This window comes from Mucilaginibacter sp. (assembly GCF_035492695.1).
Lineage (GTDB): Bacteria > Bacteroidota > Bacteroidia > Sphingobacteriales > Sphingobacteriaceae > Mucilaginibacter.
The window spans coordinates 32000-51498 of the sequence record NZ_DATJJC010000027.1; the positions used below are offsets into that span (position 1 = coordinate 32000).

A 19499-nucleotide genomic window follows, 5' to 3' on the forward strand; every position below is an offset into this window, starting at 1 on the left:
ATGATAACATTGACGATTGAAGATCGCGATGGCAGCCGCCGCCCGGTTGAAATACCCGAAGATATTAACCTTAGCCTGATGGAAGTTCTAAAAGCATCGGAGCATCATATCCTGGCCACCTGTGGCGGCATGGCGCTTTGTGCCACTTGTCATGTTCAGGTTGTGGAAGGACTGGAACAATATTTTCATCCTACCGATACCGAGCTCGATCTGTTAGATACCTTGCCCGATGCCGGGCCGGATAGCCGCCTGGCCTGTCAATTACGCATTAAGGAAGATATGGATGGAATGGTTTTCAGGATAAGGGGAGAAGCGTAAATTACGTCTCGGCTGCTATAAAAAAAGTAAAGAGAGTAAAAACCCTCTTTATAATTAACTCTTAACTGATCTTATCACCGGAATAAAGAACGATAATTAACTATCCGGCATAATAGCCGCAAAGGTAGTATCAGCCAGTTTAAGAATATGTTAAGATAAGGTAATGAATTGGGTAGTTTAAGGATATGACCATTCGAAGATATTTCCTACTATCCTAACGAAAAAGGCATAAAAAAGCCCAAAACAAGTTGTGCCTGGGCTTTAAGCTTTTAGCTACTATGCTTTATCAAAGCTGATACATTCTTTTAGTTCTTTGTCGGTGTAAGCCATGTTATACTGCTTCAGTACATCATCAGGTACACCGTTCCATTGATTGGGGGTGTTACCCATATAACCAACGTCCTTCACCCCTATTTCGGAAGTATAGAAACCTGTGGCGGTAAGGTTACGCACCAGGTTAAAAAATGATACACCCTGGTGCATTTCGGGTTTCGCTTTTTTGGGCCAGGCTATCTCATCCACCATTTCCATTTGCTGGGTATGGCTGCAATCCTTAAATGCCTTTTCATAACGTTTCAGGCACTGCATATCAAGCCAGCGAAGGCCACCACGCATGGGTACCTGGTGTTCGGGCATATCTTTTACAATAAACTCGATAAAGTCAGGCGCCTTCGCGTCCGACGCGCTGCCGCTTACATCATCTTTTGGTATGATAATATCGCCTAAAATGGTTATGGTAGCCATTTCGTTTTCTGTAAAAAATTTAGGCATTTCACGCAGCTTTTTGGCTACTTCCTTTTCTTCGGCCATTCTATCGGCCTGATCGGGCTCTTTTCCGCCGGCAGCAGCGCCTTCGGTTGTTTCCTTAGCCGGCTGTTTACAGGCTTCCACCAAAACCGAGGTGGATATGCCACCTACTACCAATGCTTTTAACGAATCTCTTCTGTTCATGATCCGGAGAATTAAATATTTTGTTTTTTCAATTGGTCAACTATATATTCTGATGCACGCATGCTCAGTGCAAGTATCGTCCAGGTAATATTTTTATCAGCCTGGGATACAAATTGTCCGCCGTCTACACAAAACAGGTTTTTCACATCGTGTGCCTGGCTGTATTTATTCAAAGGCGACTTTTTCGGATCGTTACCCATACGTACCGTGCCTGCTTCGTGGATAATGTTACCCGGGTTGTGCAGCCCATAGTTATTATGCGGACCGTCATCGCCACCCCAGGTTACTACCGCACCCATGCTATGTAATATTTCCTTGAAGGTTTCCTTCATGTGCTTGGCCTGGTTTATCTCGTAATCGCTCCATTTAGTATGGAAGCGTAAAACCGGTATACCATATTTATCCACCACATCCGGGTCTATTTCGCAATAGCTATCCGCGCGGGCTATACCTTCGCCCCGGCCGGCCATACCAACGTGAGCACCAAAGAAATAACGGTAGTCTTCCTTCAATGAAGCGCCATAGCCGCCTGCTTCTTTTTGCTTACCTTTTATCTTGTAAGTACCGTTCAGGTTTTCTATACCCCAGTTGAAACCATATAAAGGCATGCCAAAACCGCCGCCGTACTCAATATGGTAACCACGCGGAAAATCAAGCTTATCTTTTTTATTATCCAGCCACCACGGGGTATAAACGTGCATGCCGCCAACCCCGTCTTCATTATAACGCTTTCTGTCGAACAGTTCGGGTATAATTCCGCCCATATCCGCACCGGTCGAATCGTGCAGGTATTTACCTACAACACCGCTGGAATTTGCTATACCATTAGGGAAACGGGGCGATTTGGAGTTCAGCATCAACCTTGCGCTTTCCGCGGCACTGGCTGCAAGTATTACTGTGCGTCCATAAACCTGGTATTCCTGCATATCTGTTTTATCAACGTATGATACGCCGCTGGCCAAACCATCGCGATTGGTTAATACTTCGCGGGCCATGGCATTTACCACCAGGTCTACGTTCCCGGTTTCAACCGCTGGTTTTACAAGTACCGACGATGATGAAAAATCGCCGTATATTTTGCAGCTCCTGCCGCATTGCGCGCAGTAAAAGCAGGCCTCACGAGTTTTATTAATTTTTTTTGTAAGGATCGATAACCGGGAAGGTATTACAGGTATATTGACATGCCCCGCCGCTTTTTTGATAAAGAGCTCGTGCAAACGCGGCTTCGGCGGCGGCAGGAAAATGCCATCCGGGTCATTATACAGTCCTTCATTGGTGCCGAATACGCCAATCAACTGATCAATTTTATCGTAATAGGGTTTTACATCTTCATAGCCAATCGGCCAGTCATCCCCTAATCCATCAATACTGTAACGTTTAAAATCATTTGGTCCAAAGCGGAGCGATATACGGCCCCAGTGGTTAGTGCGGCCACCCACCATACGTGCACGCCACCATTCCCAATTGCTGCCGTCCTTTTGGGTGTACGGCTCACCGTCTATCTCCCAACCCCAGTAACAACCGTCAAAATCGCCGAAAGGCCTGAACTTGGTGCTTGCACCCCTGCGTGGCGAATCCCAGGGATTTTTTAGTTGTGATGAATTTTCGCGCGGATCGTAGTTCGGCCCTGCTTCAAGTAAACAAACCTTTAAACCGGCATTAGCCAGTACATACGCCGCCATGCCACCCCCTGCTCCCGAACCAACAATGATCGCGTCATACTTTTTAGATTGTTTCTTGATCTGTATATCGTCCATATTTTAGATTTTGAGAATTTACTGTTTAAAAGGATCAAAATGTAGTATCACAAATCTACATTTTGATTCGCTATTTCAAAATCACAGTACCATATCAATTGTATAAAATTTGATACTCAATTATGCGTGCCTTATCATTTTTTACTTCTAATTAAAAAGCATTTAAGTGAGTTACTTATTCAGACATTGTCAGAACAAAGCAAAAAATTGCCCTTAAATCGCTTTAAGTCAACTTTTTTGATGGGAAACCTAAACAATAACCCTTCTGAGAATGTTGTCAAATGGAAATCAATTCGAGAATAAGAAATATTTTTTACTATTATGAAAATAGCGTATATATCTACCTATCCACCGCGCGAATGCGGTATAGCTACATTTAACCAAAACCTGATGTGCGCTATAAATAAAAATTACCCTGAAACGAAAAACCCGGATGAAAATGGTTTTGTGGTGGCATTGAATGACTCCGAAGACCTGAGCGAATACAACTATCCGCCCGAAGTAAAATATATTGTAAGGCAAAATCATCAAAAGGACTATATTAAAGCAGCGGCCTATATTAATTCAAGTGAAGCCGATACATGTGTAATGGAGCATGAATTTGGCATTTATGGCGGCGAAAGCGGCATCTACATTCTTCCCCTTATACATAAACTCGAAAAACCGTTAATTTCTATACTTCATACGGTTTTGCGCGAGCCAAGCTACGTTCAACGGATCATTGTGCGCGAAATTGCGGAGCAATCATCCAAAATTATTGTAATGAGCAAGCGTGCCGTAGAATTTTTAACAAGGATTTACGACATACCCGATACAAAAGTTCAACTTATTGAGCACGGTGTTCCGGATAGTGAGATACCGCAGGAAAACCCTGTTAAAAACTCAGCGGCATTTAAAGATCGCCGTGTACTTTTGACCTTCGGGCTGATAAGCCGTAACAAAGGACTTGAAACTGTTATAAAAGCGTTACCTGCCATTGTAAAAAGAAATCCCGACGTAAACTATGTCGTTTTGGGAAACACGCACCCCGGCGTTAGAAAAAGTTCGGGTGAAGAATATCGTGATTATTTAAAAGATCTTGCTGCCAAACTAAACGTATCCGGTAATCTTACCTTTATTAACAAGTTTGTATCGGAAGATGAGTTAATGAATTACCTGGGCGCCGCAGAAATTTACGTGACGCCTTACCATAATGAGGCACAAATAACAAGCGGCACGCTTTCCTATGCGGTGGGGGCTGGCGCGGCCGTGGTGTCGACACCATACTGGCATGCTACTGAACTGCTTGCCGATAACAGGGGCCGTCTTTTCGACTTCAAGAATTCGGAAGCCCTTGCCGAAACAGTAAATGGCTTGCTTGAGGACGACGCGCAGTTAAAACAATTAAAAGCAAACGCTTATAATTATGGCACCCGCCTGCGCTGGTCGAAAATTGGAGCTGAATACATTAAGGTGGCGCAGGAAGCATGCCTGGCGTACGATTTCAGCGATAAGATATTGAAAAATAGTATTGTTGGCCCCGAAAGAATGCCTGAATTTAGCCTGACTCACGTACTTCGGTTAACAGACGACACGGGTATCATTCAGCATGCAAAATTTGGCATACCTAATTTAAAGGAGGGCTATTGCCTTGATGATAATGCAAGAGCACTGATTATGGCCTTAATGGCTTACCAGCAAAACAAGACCCCCGAAGCATTTGAATTGTTGCCGGTATATTTAAGCTATATCCATTACATGCAGCTTGATGATGGCAATTTTAGGAACTTTTTGACTTTTGACCGTCAATATTTGGATGAAGTTGGTTCTGAAGATTCGTTTGGCCGGACGATATGGGCGCTCGGATATTTGATCGAGTGTGCGGCAAGTAATTCTTACCGCGAGTTTGCGCTCGAAATGTTTCATCGCTCTGTTCCGCATTTTAAAGCTTTGCAGCATTTACGGGGCATGGGGAATACCATCATCGGGGTGAGTTTGTGCCTGAAAGTATTCCCTACAGATGAAGGGTTACTGAATGAATTGATCAGGCTTACCGAACCACTGATCAATGCGTATGAAAAACATTGTTCGCCCGATTGGCAGTGGTTTGAAGATAAAATGACCTATGATAATGCAATATTGCCGCTTGCTTTATTATATTCTTCTGAAATTACCGGGAACGAAAAGGCCCGGCAAATAGCTTTGAAAACCATGGCTTTCCTGGACGAGTTGACTTTATCCAACGGGTATTTAAGTCCGGTTGGCAACGATGGCTGGTATTACCGTGGCGGTACGTTTCCAACCTTTGACCAACAGGCTATTGAAACTATGGCAATGGTGCTCATGAATTTCCAGGGTTACCAGATTTTCAGAACACCCGAATACCTCGAAAAAATGTTCCTTTGTTACAAGTGGTTCCTGGGTGAAAACACGCTGAGGGCGCCATTATACGATCATGAAACCAAAGGGTGCTGCGACGGACTGCTTCACGCGGGGATAAATCGCAACCAAGGCGCAGAGAGCACCCTCGCCTACCTTATATCCCACCTGGCTATGCAAAAAGCGTTCGAACTGCAATACGAATACGAAAAATCGGGCAAAAAACTGGAGGCTTGCTAATTATACTGCTTGGCCTGTGATCTTTCATATTCGCGGGTTACCTTCAGATCGTTTTTCAATTTTCCGATAAAGCTATCCAGATCCACTTCAGCAAATGAAGTAAATGAGTCGGATATGCCATACGGGATGATCAATTTGCCATTGTGGATAATAGAGCCGCATGAATAGATAACATTCGGTACATAGCCTTCGCGTTCATCGCTGTTAGGTGTCAGTAATGGTTCATTTAACCGGCCTATTTCAATGGTCGGGTCATCCAGTTTCAGCAGGCTGGCGCTTAAAACATACCTTCTCATCGGACCGACGCCATGTGTTATCACCAGCCAGCCATGTTCAGTTTCGATCGGCGACCCGCAATTGCCGATGTGAATGAATTCCCACGAGAATTTAGGCCGTTGTATCATTATAGGTTCGCTCCACATGCTTATACTGTCTGAATACATCACATAATTGTTGCACCCGTCTATGCGCGAAAGCATGGCATACTTGCCATTTATTTTGCGCGGAAAAAGGGCAAGATTTTTATTCTGCGCCCCATCGCCAAACAGGGGTATCATTTTAAAAATCCGAAAATCATCTGTTTGCAATAGCTTGGGCATTATCAGCGAACCATCGTAGGCCGTATAGGTAGCATAATAAGTGGATATGCCATTCTCATTAAAAAATTTAACGAAGCGGGCATCTTCTATTCCCCTGCGCTCATATTCCGAAACCGGGAAAATTACCCTGTCAGAGATATCGGTATCCAGCGAGAAGGCTATTTCGTAGTATGAATCTGCCAACCACAGTACCTTGTCATATTCAAGCCTCCTGATCTGGTCTTCCTCCAGTTTCTGCGACTCAGTTATAACCCGGTGCAAATTCGAATATTCAAAGTGCTCGTCAAGCTGCGATTCGATCTCTTTCAGTACGTGAATGTTCAGCTTAGTTGTGATGGCCTTATCAAAGAAAAGCTTTTTATCATAACGCACGTTTCTTACTACCTCAGCTTCGTCTATGTAATTGCCCGATGGGGTTATCGTGATATTATTGTCTTTGTCAAACAAAGCCCGCCTGAAGGTTATCGAAGATATATGCCCTTCGCCTACAGCCCTGAAGCTAATGATCATCCGCTTTTCACCATCCTTCAATTCATTCTGATCCGGGTCCTCTACGATCGACGGATTAAAAAAAGCCGCCGACTCTATCGAATATTCGTGTGTAAAATAAGACCCTATCAGCAATTTGCGGTACAATGAAATTGATTTATAATCGATCTTCAATTCCTCAAAAATTGGCTTTAATTTATCGCAATGCCTGTCCAGTATCCTGGTTATATTCCTGTGCCGCTTTGAATATTCCTGCAATAAAGGCGAAATGATACCAAAGGTAACCTCTTCGCTTATACTCATTACATTTTTAATTAGCTCTTTAGCCCGGTCGTTCCCGTTAAAAAAGAACCTGGCTATAACACGTTTAGGATCAGGGTTTACGCGAACCGGCTTTCGGTCAATTTGAAGTCTCATAAAATAAACAGATTCAGATACGTACAGATTAAACTGGATGCTCTTTGCTTCTTTAGCCGCGGGCAACAACCAGTTTTCAATAAATTAAGGAAAAAACGCCTCAGATGTTTGAATTTTTAGCATTTTGTTATATCATGCTGTTGCGTTTCACCAGGTAGGCCTTCAATATTTCATTGTACCCATCATGAATATTGGCATCCACCAGGTCGATATGGTATTGGGCGCATTTCAGCTCCAATTGGTGCCGGTAGTTATCCAGGTTAGCTTTATAAGCGTCCCGTATTTTGCCGGGATGCACTTTCAATTCCTCCCCGCTTTCGATATCTATAAAATGGTGCGGGCGATTGTCAAAATCAAAATCCACTTCTTTTTTCCGGTCATTCACATTAAATATAACCACCTCGTGCTTGTTATATTTTAAATGCTGTATAGCAGCAAACAGGGCGCTCAGTTTCTCTTCGGTAAACTTATTTTCGAGCATATCGCTGAAAATAATGATCATGGAACGCGTGTGCACCTCTTCGGCTACATGGTGTAACACATCGGTTATGTTTGTTGCTGCGTTTGTTTTGGGCTGATGGTAAGCCTTCTCCAGTTCAGCATATAAATGAAATAGGTGCGATGATGTCGACCGCGCACGGCTTAACCTATCGATCTTGTCTGAAAACAGGCACAACCCAAAAGCATCCCTTTGTTTTTTGAACAGGTACATCAGCGAAGCCACGGCATAAATAGAAAACTGCAGCTTATTCAGTCCTTTATCCGGAAAATTCATAGACGAGGAAGTATCCAGCAGCAGGTAGCAGCGCAGGTTGGTTTCTTCCTCAAATTGCTTTACAAACAGCTTATCCGTACGGGCAAATAACTTCCAGTCGATGTTCTTTACAGATTCACCATTATTATAAAGGCGGTGCTCCGCAAATTCTACCGAAAAACCATGAAAAGGACTTTGGTGTAAGCCGGTAATAAAGCCTTCCACCACCTGCCGGGCCAATAATTCAAGATTTGCTAAATGACGTATGTCCTGTTCTTCCCTTAATGAAGGCATATCGCTAATGTAGGTTACGGGGCTTAAGATTACAAGTAAAAAACCCGATAAACGAAATATTATTATAGATGAAAGACAAGCAATTTGGCGTTCCTGCTAATAGCCTGTATATCAGCAGTGTTCACGCAAACGCCGCTTGCCAAACACAACAGCAACGCAATTATCTGGTAATCAGGTGTTTTACTTTTACAAAAGACCAAAAAGTGGCCTATTTTTGATGTTTTCGTGAACACCTGGCTATAACACGCTGATAAACAATAATTTACCACTCCATTGAACTTGTCACTTATAATATAACTTAAGCTACTTATTTTCAATGCGTTACGCGCAACTTTCGGGCAACTTAAGGATCAATTTTAAATACTTTCGATCGTTATAAGGTAAGTTATTTAATATCAACCAGTTAATGAGTTTTTACTTACCGCGTTTTCACCCTAAAAATGCCCCTTTCACAGCCTGATCTTGCCTGAAACGGTCTTTTTTTGCACAAAAAAGGCCGGTTCCTGGAATATCCCGGACCGGCCACTTTTATGCTGATTGATTGATTTATGCTAACTGTTTGTCAAGCTTGCCTGCCAGCACAGATTTCGGAACAGCGCCTATCTGTTTGTCAACTATTTCACCTTTATTGAAATACAATAAAGCCGGGATGTTGCGGATGCCGAACTTCATCGATATACCGGGGTTGTTGTCAACGTTTACCTTGCCTACAACAGCCTTGCCGCTGTATTCCTTTGAGATCTCCTCAACTACCGGGCCTACCATCCTACACGGACCGCACCATTCTGCCCAAAAGTCAACTAAAACCGGTTTATCTGATTTAAGGACTAACTCCTCAAAGTTTGCATCAGTTATTTCTAAAGCCATATCTCTTAATTTTAAATTTTTGCTTACAAATGTATATATTCAAATAGCTTGCCACAACCGCCCGGCTGACATTGTGACAATGCGATTATCCAACCGCCGTACCCTAACTTTTGGGTGACAATAAAAATAGTGTTTAAACGCATTAAATGGCAATTTAATTATTAACACCGTTTGCAGTTGTGGCAGGTTATCAACACCGGGTATAGCAAAAAGTCAGTCTTTTTTCCTGAATTCCAATACCTTAGCTTTAATGTATTGGATCATATCATAATCACTTGCCTTGCGCACCCAATCAGCCTTGGGGTAATATTTGTCTATAAACAAGTTCAGCGAATCGCCCTGTAAATGGGTCACCTGCGTTACCAGGCCGCGGTTAAACCTGGTCCGCACATAGTCAGCTTCTTCATCGCGCAGCAGCTCCTTTTTTAGTTTATATTTTGGGTCGCTTTTACGCGTAGCTGCCTGGAACAAGGTAAGCAGATCGATACTGACAAAAGCAAACGGAACATTGGAGGGTGGCGAAACAAAAGCATCCTTAACCTTTGGCGGCTGGTAATTAAATACCTGTGAATAGTCTTTACGCAAAGCAATAGAATCCTTTTTATGATTCCGGGCGGCTTTTACAGCCACTTCCTTAAGCAGGATCGGGGCTTGCTTTAGCTTTACAATTATATTAGTTTGCTTTAGGCCGGTAACTGCAAACACGTATTCCTTATATCCAACGGAAAATATTTTGATGGTATCCCCCGGACCAGAAACGTTCACGCTGAAATCACCATAAATATTGCTGGAAGTTTGATGGCCTGAATGGGTAACGATGGTCGCTGTAAGAGGCTTGCTTGTGCTGTCGGCCAGGATTCTGCCATTTATGGTTTGTGCATTTGCACCAACACAAAAAAACAATAACCCGATAATTAACCATTGCATACCCTAAGTTAGGGTATCTGTTATTTTGCTGTTAATGGTTTAACATTATTTAACGGACGGGTTACCTGCGATATTTCTTTGAGGGCTTGCGGCTGGTATGATAAATAGCAGCTATGTAAATGGCGTTTTCCCTTTTACTTATTTTATAAACTATCATATAAGGAAAAACTTCTGTGTTGCTTTCCCTATAATTACCCTTCTTAACTGGATAGAATTCAGGGTTTTTGACGACTCGCTCTATCTGTTTCGATACAGCCGACTTAAACCTTTGCCCCAATCCGGGAGTATGCCTTTCATACCAATAGCAGGCGTCGAGATATTCTTTTTCGGCTTCGGGGTGGAATATTACCTCAAAATCCACTGCCTTTTAGAATTTGGCTTTTACTTGCTCCCAGGTAGAACCTTTTATTTTCCCGCTTTCGAGTTCTTCAATACGGCGGTCAAGTTCTTCAATGAAATCTTTATCTTTCCAGAGATCCAATTGTTCTATCAGCTCATCCTCAACCATGGTGTATATCGCCTGAACTTTCTTATCATCTGCAAAACGGATGTACTCCGTTAATCGCTCTCTTATTTTCGCAGTGGTCATCTATCAAATTTACGATAACAGATCAAATTCAACAACTAATTCAACATCGGCTGCACATGCGTCAAATTATGTATCTCTTCCAGCAGGTCGTCGCTGGGGTTTACTTTGAAGGTCTTAGATGGCAGCTCAACCAGTAATGCTTCCTCGATATCCTTCACCATAAACCGGAGCGTGCAGTTTTTAACCGGGTATTTTTGGTTATTGGTTTCCACTATCTGTTGCAGGCAATCCATCAGGTCGTTATTCACCGAGTTCAGTTCCAGGCACACGGTCATCGATTTGGCCATTTTATCCCTGATCTCTGTAAGCAGCACGATCGAATTGATGCGCATATCCCAATTATCCTTCTGCCTGAATTTCTCCTCGATGCTACCCCTCAGTTGCAGAAAATAATCATTTACCAACAGGTTCCTGAATTTCACATAATCGTCCCCAAACAGCGCAAATTCATAAGAATCATTATAATCTTCCAGCACAAATGTGCCAAAAGGCTTACCCGTTTTGGTCATTTTATGCTGAACGTTAGATACCAGCCCGCCCACACACAACTCTCCTTTTTTACGTAAATCGGCAAACGCAGCTTTAATATCATCGCCGCCTTCGCCCGACCTGGCTTTTTGAATAGTAACCAGGTCTGTTACCGTGCTGTTGCAATAACGCTGCAGCTCCAGTTTATAATTATCCAGCGGGTGCCCGGTCAGATATATACCGATGACATCCTTTTCGTATTTCAGCTTTTCTATCAGCGGAAACTCTTCAGCCTCCGGCAATGGCGGTTCTGGAATGTAAGAAGCTACCCCGCCGCCAAACAGCGATGCCTGCGAACTGCTTTGGGTATTCTGGTAATCGTTGGCATATTTGATCATCCGCTCTATACCATTCAGCAAGCCATTCTCCGTTTTGGCAAAAAACTGGGCACGGTTATACTTAAATTCATCAAAAGCGCCACTGTAAACCAGGTTTTCGTATGATTTTTTGTTCACCGCCCTTACATTTGACCGCCGTGCGAAATCATAAATGCTTTCATACGGGCCATTCGCCGTACGCTCCTCTATAATACTTTCAATGGCCTTTTCGCCAACACCTTTAACGCCGGTCAAGCCAAAGCGCACCTCGCCTTTTTTATTCACGGCAAACGCCATGTCCGATTCGTTAATATCCGGCCCCAGCACCGGCACACCCATCCTGCGGCATTCCTCCATAAAGAAGGATATCTTTTCAATGCTATTCTGGTTGTTCAATACCGCGGCCATATATTCGGCCGGGTAATGTGCCTTCAAATAAGCCGTTTGATAAGCTACAAAGGCGTAACAGGTAGAGTGCGATTTGTTGAAGGCGTACTGCGCAAAAGCTTTCCAGTCGGTCCATATCTTGGTCAGTTTATCTTTAGGGTGACCTTTCGCCGCCGCCCCTTCCATAAACTGGGCCTCCATTTTATTCAGTACCTCTATCTGCTTTTTACCCATCGCCTTACGCAGCACGTCGGCGTCACCCTTACTAAAGCCTGCCAGTTTCTGCGATAAAAGCATCACCTGTTCCTGGTAAACCGTAATGCCGTAGGTTTCGCCCAGGTATTCCTCCATGTCGTCCAGGTCAAAGGTGATCGGCTCCAGGCCGTGCTTACGCTTGATAAAGTTGGGGATATACTCTATCGGCCCCGGGCGGTAAAGCGCGTTCATGGCGATAAGGTCCTCAAATTTATCCGGCTTCAGGTCGCGCAGGTACATTTGCATACCGTCACTTTCAAACTGGAAAGTACCGTTGGTATCGCCTTTTTGATATAGCTCAAAGGTTTTCTCATCCTCCAGCGATATATAATCTATATCGATATCGACATCATGATTTTGCTTAATAAGCCTTAACGCATCTTTAATAATGGTGAGCGTTTTTAGCCCCAGGAAGTCCATCTTGATAACGCCGGCATCTTCAATCACACGACCATCGAATTGTGTAACCAGCAGGTCCGAATCCTTTGCTGTCGCTACCGGAACAATATTGGTCAGGTCGTCCGGCGCAATGATGATACCCGCTGCGTGAACACCCGTATTACGCACCGACCCTTCCAATTTTTCCGCTTCGCGAAGTACGATGCCCTTGATGCCAGGATCCTTGTAAATTTCTTTCAGCTCGGGCACCTGGTCTATCGCTCCCTTCAAAGTGATACCCAAAGTTTCGGGAACCAGCTTCTTCAGTGCGTTAACATCGGACAACGGCATATCCAGTACCCGGCCCACATCCTGTATACTGGTACGGGCAGCCATGGAACCATAAGTGATGATCTGCGCTACCTGGTTCTTACCGTATTTGTCAACTACGTAATCGATAACCTTCTGGCGCCCGGCATCATCAAAGTCCGTATCAATATCGGGCATCGACTTACGGTCCGGATTCAAAAACCTTTCGAACAGCAGGTTGTATTTTAACGGGTCGATATTAGTAATACCCGTACAATAAGCTACCACCGACCCCGCCGCCGAGCCACGGCCCGGACCAATAAATACGCCCATATTGCGCCCCTCTTTAATAAAGTCGGCCACGATCAGGAAGTACCCGGCAAAACCCATGGTACGGATAGTAAACAGCTCAAAATTGATACGTTCTTCCGCCTCAGGCGTGATCTCTTTGTAGCGCTCTTTCGCACCAACAAAGGTCAGGTGCTTCAGGTATTCCCACTGGTTCAGCGTATCTGCGTCGGGCGTATTATGTATCTTAAATTCCGGGGGTATCACGAAGTTTGGCAGCATGATATCCCGCTTCAGCTTCAGTACTTCCACCTTGTCAACTATCTCGTTGGTATTATCGAGTGATTCTGGCAGATCATGAAACAGTTTACCCATTTCAGCCTGCGTTTTAAAGTAGAACTGGTCGTTGGGGAAACCAAAGCGATAGCCCTTTCCGCCTTCCTCATCCGTGGCTATAGGCGTACTTTGCATATCGCCGGTATTCACGCAAAGCAAAATATCATGTGCATTCGAATCCTGCTGATCCACATAATGTGAATCGTTCGAGCAGATCATTTTTACATTATGCTTTTTAGCATACTTAACCAGCGTGTTATTAATAATTTCTTGCTCAGGAATATTGTGCCGTTGCACCTCGATATAATAATCCTCGCCAAACAGGTCGAGCCACCATTTGAATTCCTCTTCGGCTTCCTCTTCGGTCTTTTTCAATATCGCCTGCGGAACCGAGGCACCAATGCAGCAGGTAGTGGCTATCAGCCCCTTATGATATTTCAGTATAAGTTCCTTATCTATCCTGGGCCATTTGCTGTATAATCCTTCGATATAACCAAGCGAGCACAACTTTACCAGGTTACGGTAGCCTTCGGCATTTTTGGCCAGCAAAAGCTGGTGATAGCGAACATCCTTTTTTTCCTTGGTGAATTGTTTTTTATGGCGGTCATCAACCACATAAAACTCACAACCTACAATGGGTTTAACATTATGCTTACCAGCCTCAGCCACAAACTTAAACACGCCGAACATATTACCGTGGTCGGTAATGGCCAGGGCCTTCATGCCGTCGGCAGCCGCTTTTTTATACAGCTTGGATATATCGGCGGCCCCGTCTAATAGCGAGAATTGGGTATGTACGTGTAAGTGTGAAAAATCTGGCATAACTAATCTGGATCAACTTTCCCTGTGGATTACAAATCTAAAAAATCACAGGAAATTAAGCAGTACATTTAATCCACATTTATCCTGATCTTAACATCTTAATTATGAATTCCTGTTGGCTGGCTGTTAAAATAAATCCTATCATTGCAGCATGACGACAACGGTTCCCCTGCATATAATCGACCTTCATGAGGATGGCTATCATCCGCTGGTGGAGGTCTCTATTTTTGGCAAACCATTTACGCTTGTGCTGGATACCGGCGCTTCAAAAACAGCATTCGATCATGGCGCTTTATTGAATGAGGATGCAAAACTGGAGGTAAGTGACAGGCTGTCAACCGGCCTCGGCACTAACGATATGGCATCCTCAACCGCTATCATCCGCGATATGAAAATAGGCGATCTGCAAATTGATGAGTTTGAAGTAGCAGTGCTGGATCTTTCCACCATCAATATCGCATACCGCCAACTGAACCACCCCGAGGTATTAGGTGTTTTGGGGGGCGATATCCTGATGAAATATAAAGCGGTAATAGATTATGGCGCCGGAACCTTAACGCTCGGACATACCCGGTAAACTAAAAGGGCCCCATCCTTTTATTTTGGACGGGGCCTTTTCAATATACCTCCCCTTAAGGGCGGGGATTGATTGTTAAACGCCTTTAAAAGCAATTAATTATAACTTCACAAATTTAGCTTCACCAACCAGGCTCCTGTCTTTGCTGTTCAGCACACGTACCAGGTAAGTTCCTGTAAGCAAGCTGCTTATATTCGACTGCCAGTCGGCCCTGGACGATAGTACCTGCCGCACAATTACGCCCGAGCTATTGGTCACCAGGATATTATACCGGTCAACATCCCTGGTTTTGGTTACAATGCATAAGTTGATGGAATTTTTGGCCGGGTTTGGATAAACGCAAACTACCCGGTTATCGCGGTTTATAATATCCACTTTCTGCGTTTGCGAATAAGTGACATTATTATCGATATCTACCTGTTTCAGGCGGTAAAGATTTGTGCCGTACGAAGGATTATTATCCAGGTAACTATAATTACCTGCATCGGTTGATGTGAACCCTGTCAGCACGTTGAAAGTTTTGCCGTTATCGGTGCTTCTTTCAACCGTAAACCGGGTATAGTCGGCTTCGTTTTTAGTTTTCCATTGCAGCTGTACCTGTGGCACTATACCTGTCCGTTGAGCATCAAAGCTCAGCAGTTCGCATTGCTTAGCCGGATCTTCACTTATTACCAGGCTAAAGCGACTTGCTCCAAAAGTGGTCGTATCTGCTGTATTAATGGCAAAACTATAGGTAGCGGCCTTTCGCAGATCAACGGAATCCCTTGTATAAGCATCCTTCAGCGCTACGGTATATAACTGTGGTATACCCTGTATACTTTTCAATGCTAAATTGTAATTACCGCTTACTGTTGCCGAAACCTTCAATGGTATCGTACGGTTTTTTGACCATGGCATCTGGTTAATACCTAACGGCACCTGGTCGCGCGACATGCTTGCCAAACTAACCTTACCCGTACCATTCCGGTAACGTGCATCTTCTTTTAAATCATATTGGGGCTTTGTATTAAAGCTGAAATTAATAAGAGTTTCATCTGTATTTACCGAATCTGCCGACATCAGCAAACGTATCGACTGCTTTGTATTGCCCACAGGCGGCTTTTTGGCCATAAATAAGCTGATGGCTGCCGGTTGCGTATTTGTTTTTGCGGCCTCGGTGAATGTAAGCGTATTGGTACCACCAGGGGTTGCCTGCACAAAAAACCCTACCCCGCTGGGGATGATATTGGTGGCATTATTGGTACCGCCTACACCCGGCGCGTAGTACCCATAGTTACCGCTGGAAGTTTGCCCGGTGGGATTCATAAGGGCTATTATTGGCGAAAGACCGGGGCCATATATTGGCGACGATGGGTTCGAGTCGCTAAACGTGTCCCAATCAATCGAACTTGCATAAGGATTACCCACGAGATTAAACCCTTCTATTGCCGCATTGCCCGATGTAACGGAGTAAAGTAGTTCAGGCGTTCCTGTATACCAATGGCTCACAGTTATCGCTCCCTGGTTCAAAAGACCCTTTGCGTTCAGGGTGTCGTCGGTTGCGGCTGCCCCTGCGGTGGTAAGTTCGGTAAGCGTCTTCTGATTTCTGCTTCCCCTGAAATAAAATAAATAGCCGTTGCCTATAGGTATGCTATAATTTTGTCCGTCATTGTCAATGGTATAGCTTGGACTATTGCTTATATAGCCTATGCCCCTAAAGTTCCCGCTTGTAAATGTTGAATTATTAGGTACCAGGTTCTCGCGAAAAAGATAAAGCGTCGGGTTGCCTGCTTTGTCAAAACCGCCCGGCGTACCGGCTGTTCCGGTCAGGTAGGTATTGTTCAGTAAATAATTTATGCTGTATACCTTGTTGCCGTGGGTATCCGTCGCAGCATCGCCCGCAGAAGTTGTATCCGTAACCGGTGATGAAACCAAACGATAGCTCCGATAGGCATTTACGTAACGCTGCACATCGACAACACCGTTTATGGCGCAGTCGGACGGGATAGCTGCAACAGTTGCCGAACCGTCCGCATCCGAATTAAGTGTTAACTTGCCGTTTGCGTTAAGTTGCGAAAAATTGCTCATGGTTAATACGCCCTGGCTCGATATATGAAAACTACCTGCGTTCATATCGTAAATGCCCCCGCCGGCAAAAGCCAGGTTGGTAAACAACTGCGGACCGACCGTAGTAAGCATTTCCTCGGCTCCCGAGTTAAAAGTGACAGCGGCGGTACCGAAATTTGACGTGCCTGCGTTATTAAACGATGCACTTATGAAAATAGGCCTTGTGCCCGCATTAAATATTGAACCTGCTCCTGTAGTGTAATTGCCGCCAACAAGCAACGCACAATTATTGGTTGCAAAATCAACCACTTCGGTGCCCGGCGCCAGGGTAAAATTACCGGAGACGATCAATGTGCCCGTTGGTGAATCAGCGTGCATAATTTTAGTACCCGAGCCGGAAAACCCGAGATTCTGGTAAACCACAAAATCGTCGAGAGGGTCGTTATCAACATAATTATCCACCGTAGAGCCGCTTACATTATTATATACTTCCTGGTCGGTGGTACCTGTATAATTTACCGTGGATGTTCCGTTGCCACCGGCTTGCACTACGTTATAAAAATCAAATTTATTTCCTACGTTCCCGCTCTGGCAGTTCAATGCCTGTGCATTTTGCAGGTTAAGCACCGGGCTGTCGCTATTATTAAACAGATCGATAGAAAAGATTGATGCGGGTTCAAACAGACCCGTAAAGCTATTGGCGCCTGCGTCAATTAATTTTATTTGCCCGCCAATGGTCAGGGTACCCTGTGTCAATGAGAATTGTGCATCGCTGTTGCTTAATACCTGCGTGTTGCCGGCATCGTCGCGGCTCTGTGTATTGATGCTGAGGTCGCCTGTGATGTTCATCGTTATCGTCGACCCGCCGGCGGCCGCTCCCAGTATAACTTTGGTAATATTAACCACACCGTCAGCCGTTGGAGCGGTATTGTCGCCCACGGCCAGGCTACCGCAATTAACAGTGCCGCCGCCCTGGATATAAGTTTGTATAGCATTTACCATACTGGTATTACCCGAGTTGAGTACGCCCGCCGTTGTATGCTTTTGAAGCAGCTGACCTGTAACGGTTAATGTAGCTCCTGAATTAATCGTTAAAGTATTGGTTGTTGTACTTGCGCCCGTGATCAGCCTGTCGCCAAAAGTTAGCGAAGCAATGAGATTGGGCAGCGTCGCCGAGACAACCGGCGCATTGGTATAATCATTGTTAACGCCAATATTCACCTGGTCGGTCGACTGCGCGTCACCCGGATAATCTGTGGCCGCGCTGCCGCTTACCTGCCAGTTGCCGGCATTGGCCCAATCGCTGCTAACGGCGCCTGTCCAATCATAAACGGCAGTTGTTGCCGAAGTAACCGTTAAGGTCTGTGTCACGTCAGGAGCTGCCAGGTAACGATTATTGCCGGATTGCGAGGCCGTAATTGTTGCAGACCCTACACCAACGATATGAATTTTGCCGGCAACAATGGTCGCCACGGCGGGATTGCTACTGGCATACGTTACCGTCAAACCCGAGGTGGCCGTTGCACCGGGGTCGAAATCGGGCGTGCCTAAAGCTTTTGCACTAAGGCTAAAATTAATGCTTTGTGTAAAGCAAACCAGGTCTTTATACAATTGAAAATTTAAGAAGGTGTTGTAAACTATGCGATGTCCTTCATCTGTATAGTGAATACCATCGCCATAACCTATTGCCGGAGCGATCTCAAAATTCGTGGACGATACACTTAACAGCGTAAGGAAATTATTTACTATAGGCGTGTTATATGTCGCGTTTAAAGGATATTGTGCCGCCAAAAGACCATTAAACGTACCCAAATTAGCTTGTTGGGCAGGCGATAGCCCACCTGACGACAAGCATACACTCGCACCGTCGAACGCTGTACTGCATCCCGCGTCGGTAGCAAGGTTCCTGGGCTGCGTTCCGGTTAGGATAAAGGGGACGCCAGCTGCCGTTAACGCATTGGTTATGGTTGTATAATTGGCCAAAACCTCCGAGTTTGCATACCCGTTCCTCACATCGTTGGTTGGCAGGCTGATGATGACAAAGGTAGGATTGTAGCTAAGCGCCTTGGTTACGTTATACGAGGGATTTGAAGGATAGCCATCAGCGGCATACGGAGCTCCGGTTGGTAAACAATCAAAAGTTGTATTTCCCGGAAAAGCGATATCAATAACCGTATCGCCGCGGCCGTAAAAATGGAGGTCTTTTTGCAAACGGTAAACCCAGGCAGAATCCTGAACTGATGATTTCCACCCATAGGCGCTCGACGACCCCATTACCACAATGGTGCGCTTTGAGGTATTGGTCAACTGGGCATATCCGGCTTGGACTAAAAAAGTAAGAGCAATAAAAAGCGGAATAAATATCCTTTTTATTGATATCATGTGTTCATGTTTAGATTGGCAGAAGTAAATACGGAACTATTGAATAAGGAGATCGGTGAATCTATTTTCAATATTGATTGTTCCTGTATTTTAACTTATCATGCTGTAAATGTATAACTTATAGTTTAAACAAACAAATACGAAGTTAACTTCTTGTCGTTATCCAGCGTATTTATTACACTATCCGATTTTCTAAAATTATGCCAAAAGGCTGTCACACATTTTCGCGGCATCCGGCAAGCATATTATAACCCTCTGCAAATCATAGCCGTCCTCGTCTTATATCAACCGTCTTTTTATATCAAAAGCCCCAT

Annotated in this window: 13 protein-coding genes; 3 read left to right on the forward strand and 10 right to left on the reverse strand. The window is 44.6% G+C overall.

From position 1 onward, the window contains the following. A complete protein-coding gene (locus tag VL525_RS16460) occupies nt 1–318 on the forward strand; it encodes a 2Fe-2S iron-sulfur cluster-binding protein (protein ID WP_325388135.1) in 318 nt (105 codons plus the stop codon). 276 nt (nt 319–594) lie between these two features. On the opposite strand, the gene VL525_RS16465 is transcribed toward VL525_RS16460, so the two are convergent. Both VL525_RS16465 and VL525_RS16470 read right to left on the reverse strand, forming a co-directional pair. Beyond that, entirely contained in the window at nt 595–1269 is a 675-nt protein-coding gene (locus VL525_RS16465) for a gluconate 2-dehydrogenase subunit 3 family protein (protein WP_325388136.1), read from the reverse strand. A gap of 11 nt (nt 1270–1280) precedes the next feature. Next, complete coding sequence (locus VL525_RS16470) at nt 1281–3026, reverse strand: GMC family oxidoreductase (protein WP_325388137.1); 1746 nt, start codon at nt 3024–3026, stop codon at nt 1281–1283. 321 nt (nt 3027–3347) lie between these two features. Here VL525_RS16470 and VL525_RS16475 point away from each other — a divergent pair, with 321 nt between their 5' ends. Further along, the gene (locus VL525_RS16475; RefSeq protein WP_325388138.1) at nt 3348–5624 is read left to right on the forward strand and encodes a glycosyltransferase family 4 protein; all 2277 of its coding nucleotides are present in this window, start codon (nt 3348–3350) and stop codon (nt 5622–5624) included. On the opposite strand, the gene VL525_RS16480 is transcribed toward VL525_RS16475, so the two are convergent. The 7 genes from VL525_RS16480 to dnaE all read right to left on the reverse strand — a co-directional run bounded on the left by VL525_RS16480 (nt 5621) and on the right by dnaE (nt 14180). Further along, complete coding sequence (locus VL525_RS16480; protein WP_325388139.1) at nt 5621–7129, reverse strand: glycoside hydrolase family 130 protein; 1509 nt, start codon at nt 7127–7129, stop codon at nt 5621–5623. The two genes, VL525_RS16475 and VL525_RS16480, sit on opposite strands and share 4 nt — an antisense overlap. Nucleotides 7130–7256: 127 nt before the next feature. Then, nucleotides 7257–8177 (reverse strand): DUF58 domain-containing protein, encoded by a 921-nt coding sequence (locus VL525_RS16485; RefSeq protein WP_325388140.1) that lies wholly within the window; start codon nt 8175–8177, stop codon nt 7257–7259. Nucleotides 8178–8723: 546 nt separating this feature from the next. Beyond that, entirely contained in the window at nt 8724–9044 is a 321-nt protein-coding gene (gene trxA, locus VL525_RS16490; protein WP_147033897.1) for a thioredoxin, read from the reverse strand. A gap of 213 nt (nt 9045–9257) precedes the next feature. Continuing rightward, nucleotides 9258–9971 (reverse strand): hypothetical protein, encoded by a 714-nt coding sequence (locus tag VL525_RS16495; RefSeq protein WP_325388141.1) that lies wholly within the window; start codon nt 9969–9971, stop codon nt 9258–9260. A 61-nt stretch (nt 9972–10032) separates the two neighbouring features. Continuing rightward, nucleotides 10033–10332: a type II toxin-antitoxin system RelE/ParE family toxin gene (locus VL525_RS16500; protein WP_325388142.1), complete on the reverse strand. Its 300-nt coding sequence runs from the start codon at nt 10330–10332 to the stop codon at nt 10033–10035. Between the two features lie 6 nt (nt 10333–10338). Continuing rightward, nucleotides 10339–10560, reverse strand: a complete 222-nt coding sequence (locus VL525_RS16505; protein ID WP_325388143.1) for an addiction module protein — start codon at nt 10558–10560, stop codon at nt 10339–10341. A 35-nt stretch (nt 10561–10595) separates the two neighbouring features. Next, a complete protein-coding gene (dnaE, locus tag VL525_RS16510) occupies nt 10596–14180 on the reverse strand; it encodes a DNA polymerase III subunit alpha (RefSeq protein ID WP_325388144.1) in 3585 nt (1194 codons plus the stop codon). A 151-nt stretch (nt 14181–14331) separates the two neighbouring features. Between dnaE and VL525_RS16515 the strand changes: the two genes are divergently transcribed. Beyond that, complete coding sequence (locus tag VL525_RS16515; protein WP_325388145.1) at nt 14332–14757, forward strand: aspartyl protease family protein; 426 nt, start codon at nt 14332–14334, stop codon at nt 14755–14757. Nucleotides 14758–14856: 99 nt separating this feature from the next. Here the strand turns inward: VL525_RS16515 and VL525_RS16520 are convergent, their stop codons facing one another. After that, on the reverse strand, nt 14857–19185 hold the full coding sequence (locus VL525_RS16520) for a GDSL-type esterase/lipase family protein (protein WP_325388146.1): 4329 nt from the start codon (nt 19183–19185) through the stop codon (nt 14857–14859). Between the last annotated feature and the right edge of the window lie 314 nt (nt 19186–19499).

Excerpts from the sequence above, each read along its gene's own strand:
- VL525_RS16460 (WP_325388135.1), top strand. The coding sequence starts at position 1 with ATGATAACATTGACGATTGAAGATCGCGATGGCAGCCGCCGCCCGGTT.
- VL525_RS16465 (WP_325388136.1), bottom strand. The coding sequence starts at position 1,269 with ATGAACAGAAGAGATTCGTTAAAAGCATTGGTAGTAGGTGGCATATCC.
- VL525_RS16470 (WP_325388137.1), bottom strand. The coding sequence starts at position 3,026 with ATGGACGATATACAGATCAAGAAACAATCTAAAAAGTATGACGCGATC.
- VL525_RS16475 (WP_325388138.1), top strand. The coding sequence starts at position 3,348 with ATGAAAATAGCGTATATATCTACCTATCCACCGCGCGAATGCGGTATA.
- VL525_RS16480 (WP_325388139.1), bottom strand. The coding sequence starts at position 7,129 with ATGAGACTTCAAATTGACCGAAAGCCGGTTCGCGTAAACCCTGATCCT.
- VL525_RS16485 (WP_325388140.1), bottom strand. The coding sequence starts at position 8,177 with ATGCCTTCATTAAGGGAAGAACAGGACATACGTCATTTAGCAAATCTT.
- trxA (WP_147033897.1), bottom strand. The coding sequence starts at position 9,044 with ATGGCTTTAGAAATAACTGATGCAAACTTTGAGGAGTTAGTCCTTAAA.
- VL525_RS16495 (WP_325388141.1), bottom strand. The coding sequence starts at position 9,971 with ATGCAATGGTTAATTATCGGGTTATTGTTTTTTTGTGTTGGTGCAAAT.
- VL525_RS16505 (WP_325388143.1), bottom strand. The coding sequence starts at position 10,560 with ATGACCACTGCGAAAATAAGAGAGCGATTAACGGAGTACATCCGTTTT.
- dnaE (WP_325388144.1), bottom strand. The coding sequence starts at position 14,180 with ATGCCAGATTTTTCACACTTACACGTACATACCCAATTCTCGCTATTA.
- VL525_RS16515 (WP_325388145.1), top strand. The coding sequence starts at position 14,332 with ATGACGACAACGGTTCCCCTGCATATAATCGACCTTCATGAGGATGGC.
- VL525_RS16520 (WP_325388146.1), bottom strand. The coding sequence starts at position 19,185 with ATGATATCAATAAAAAGGATATTTATTCCGCTTTTTATTGCTCTTACT.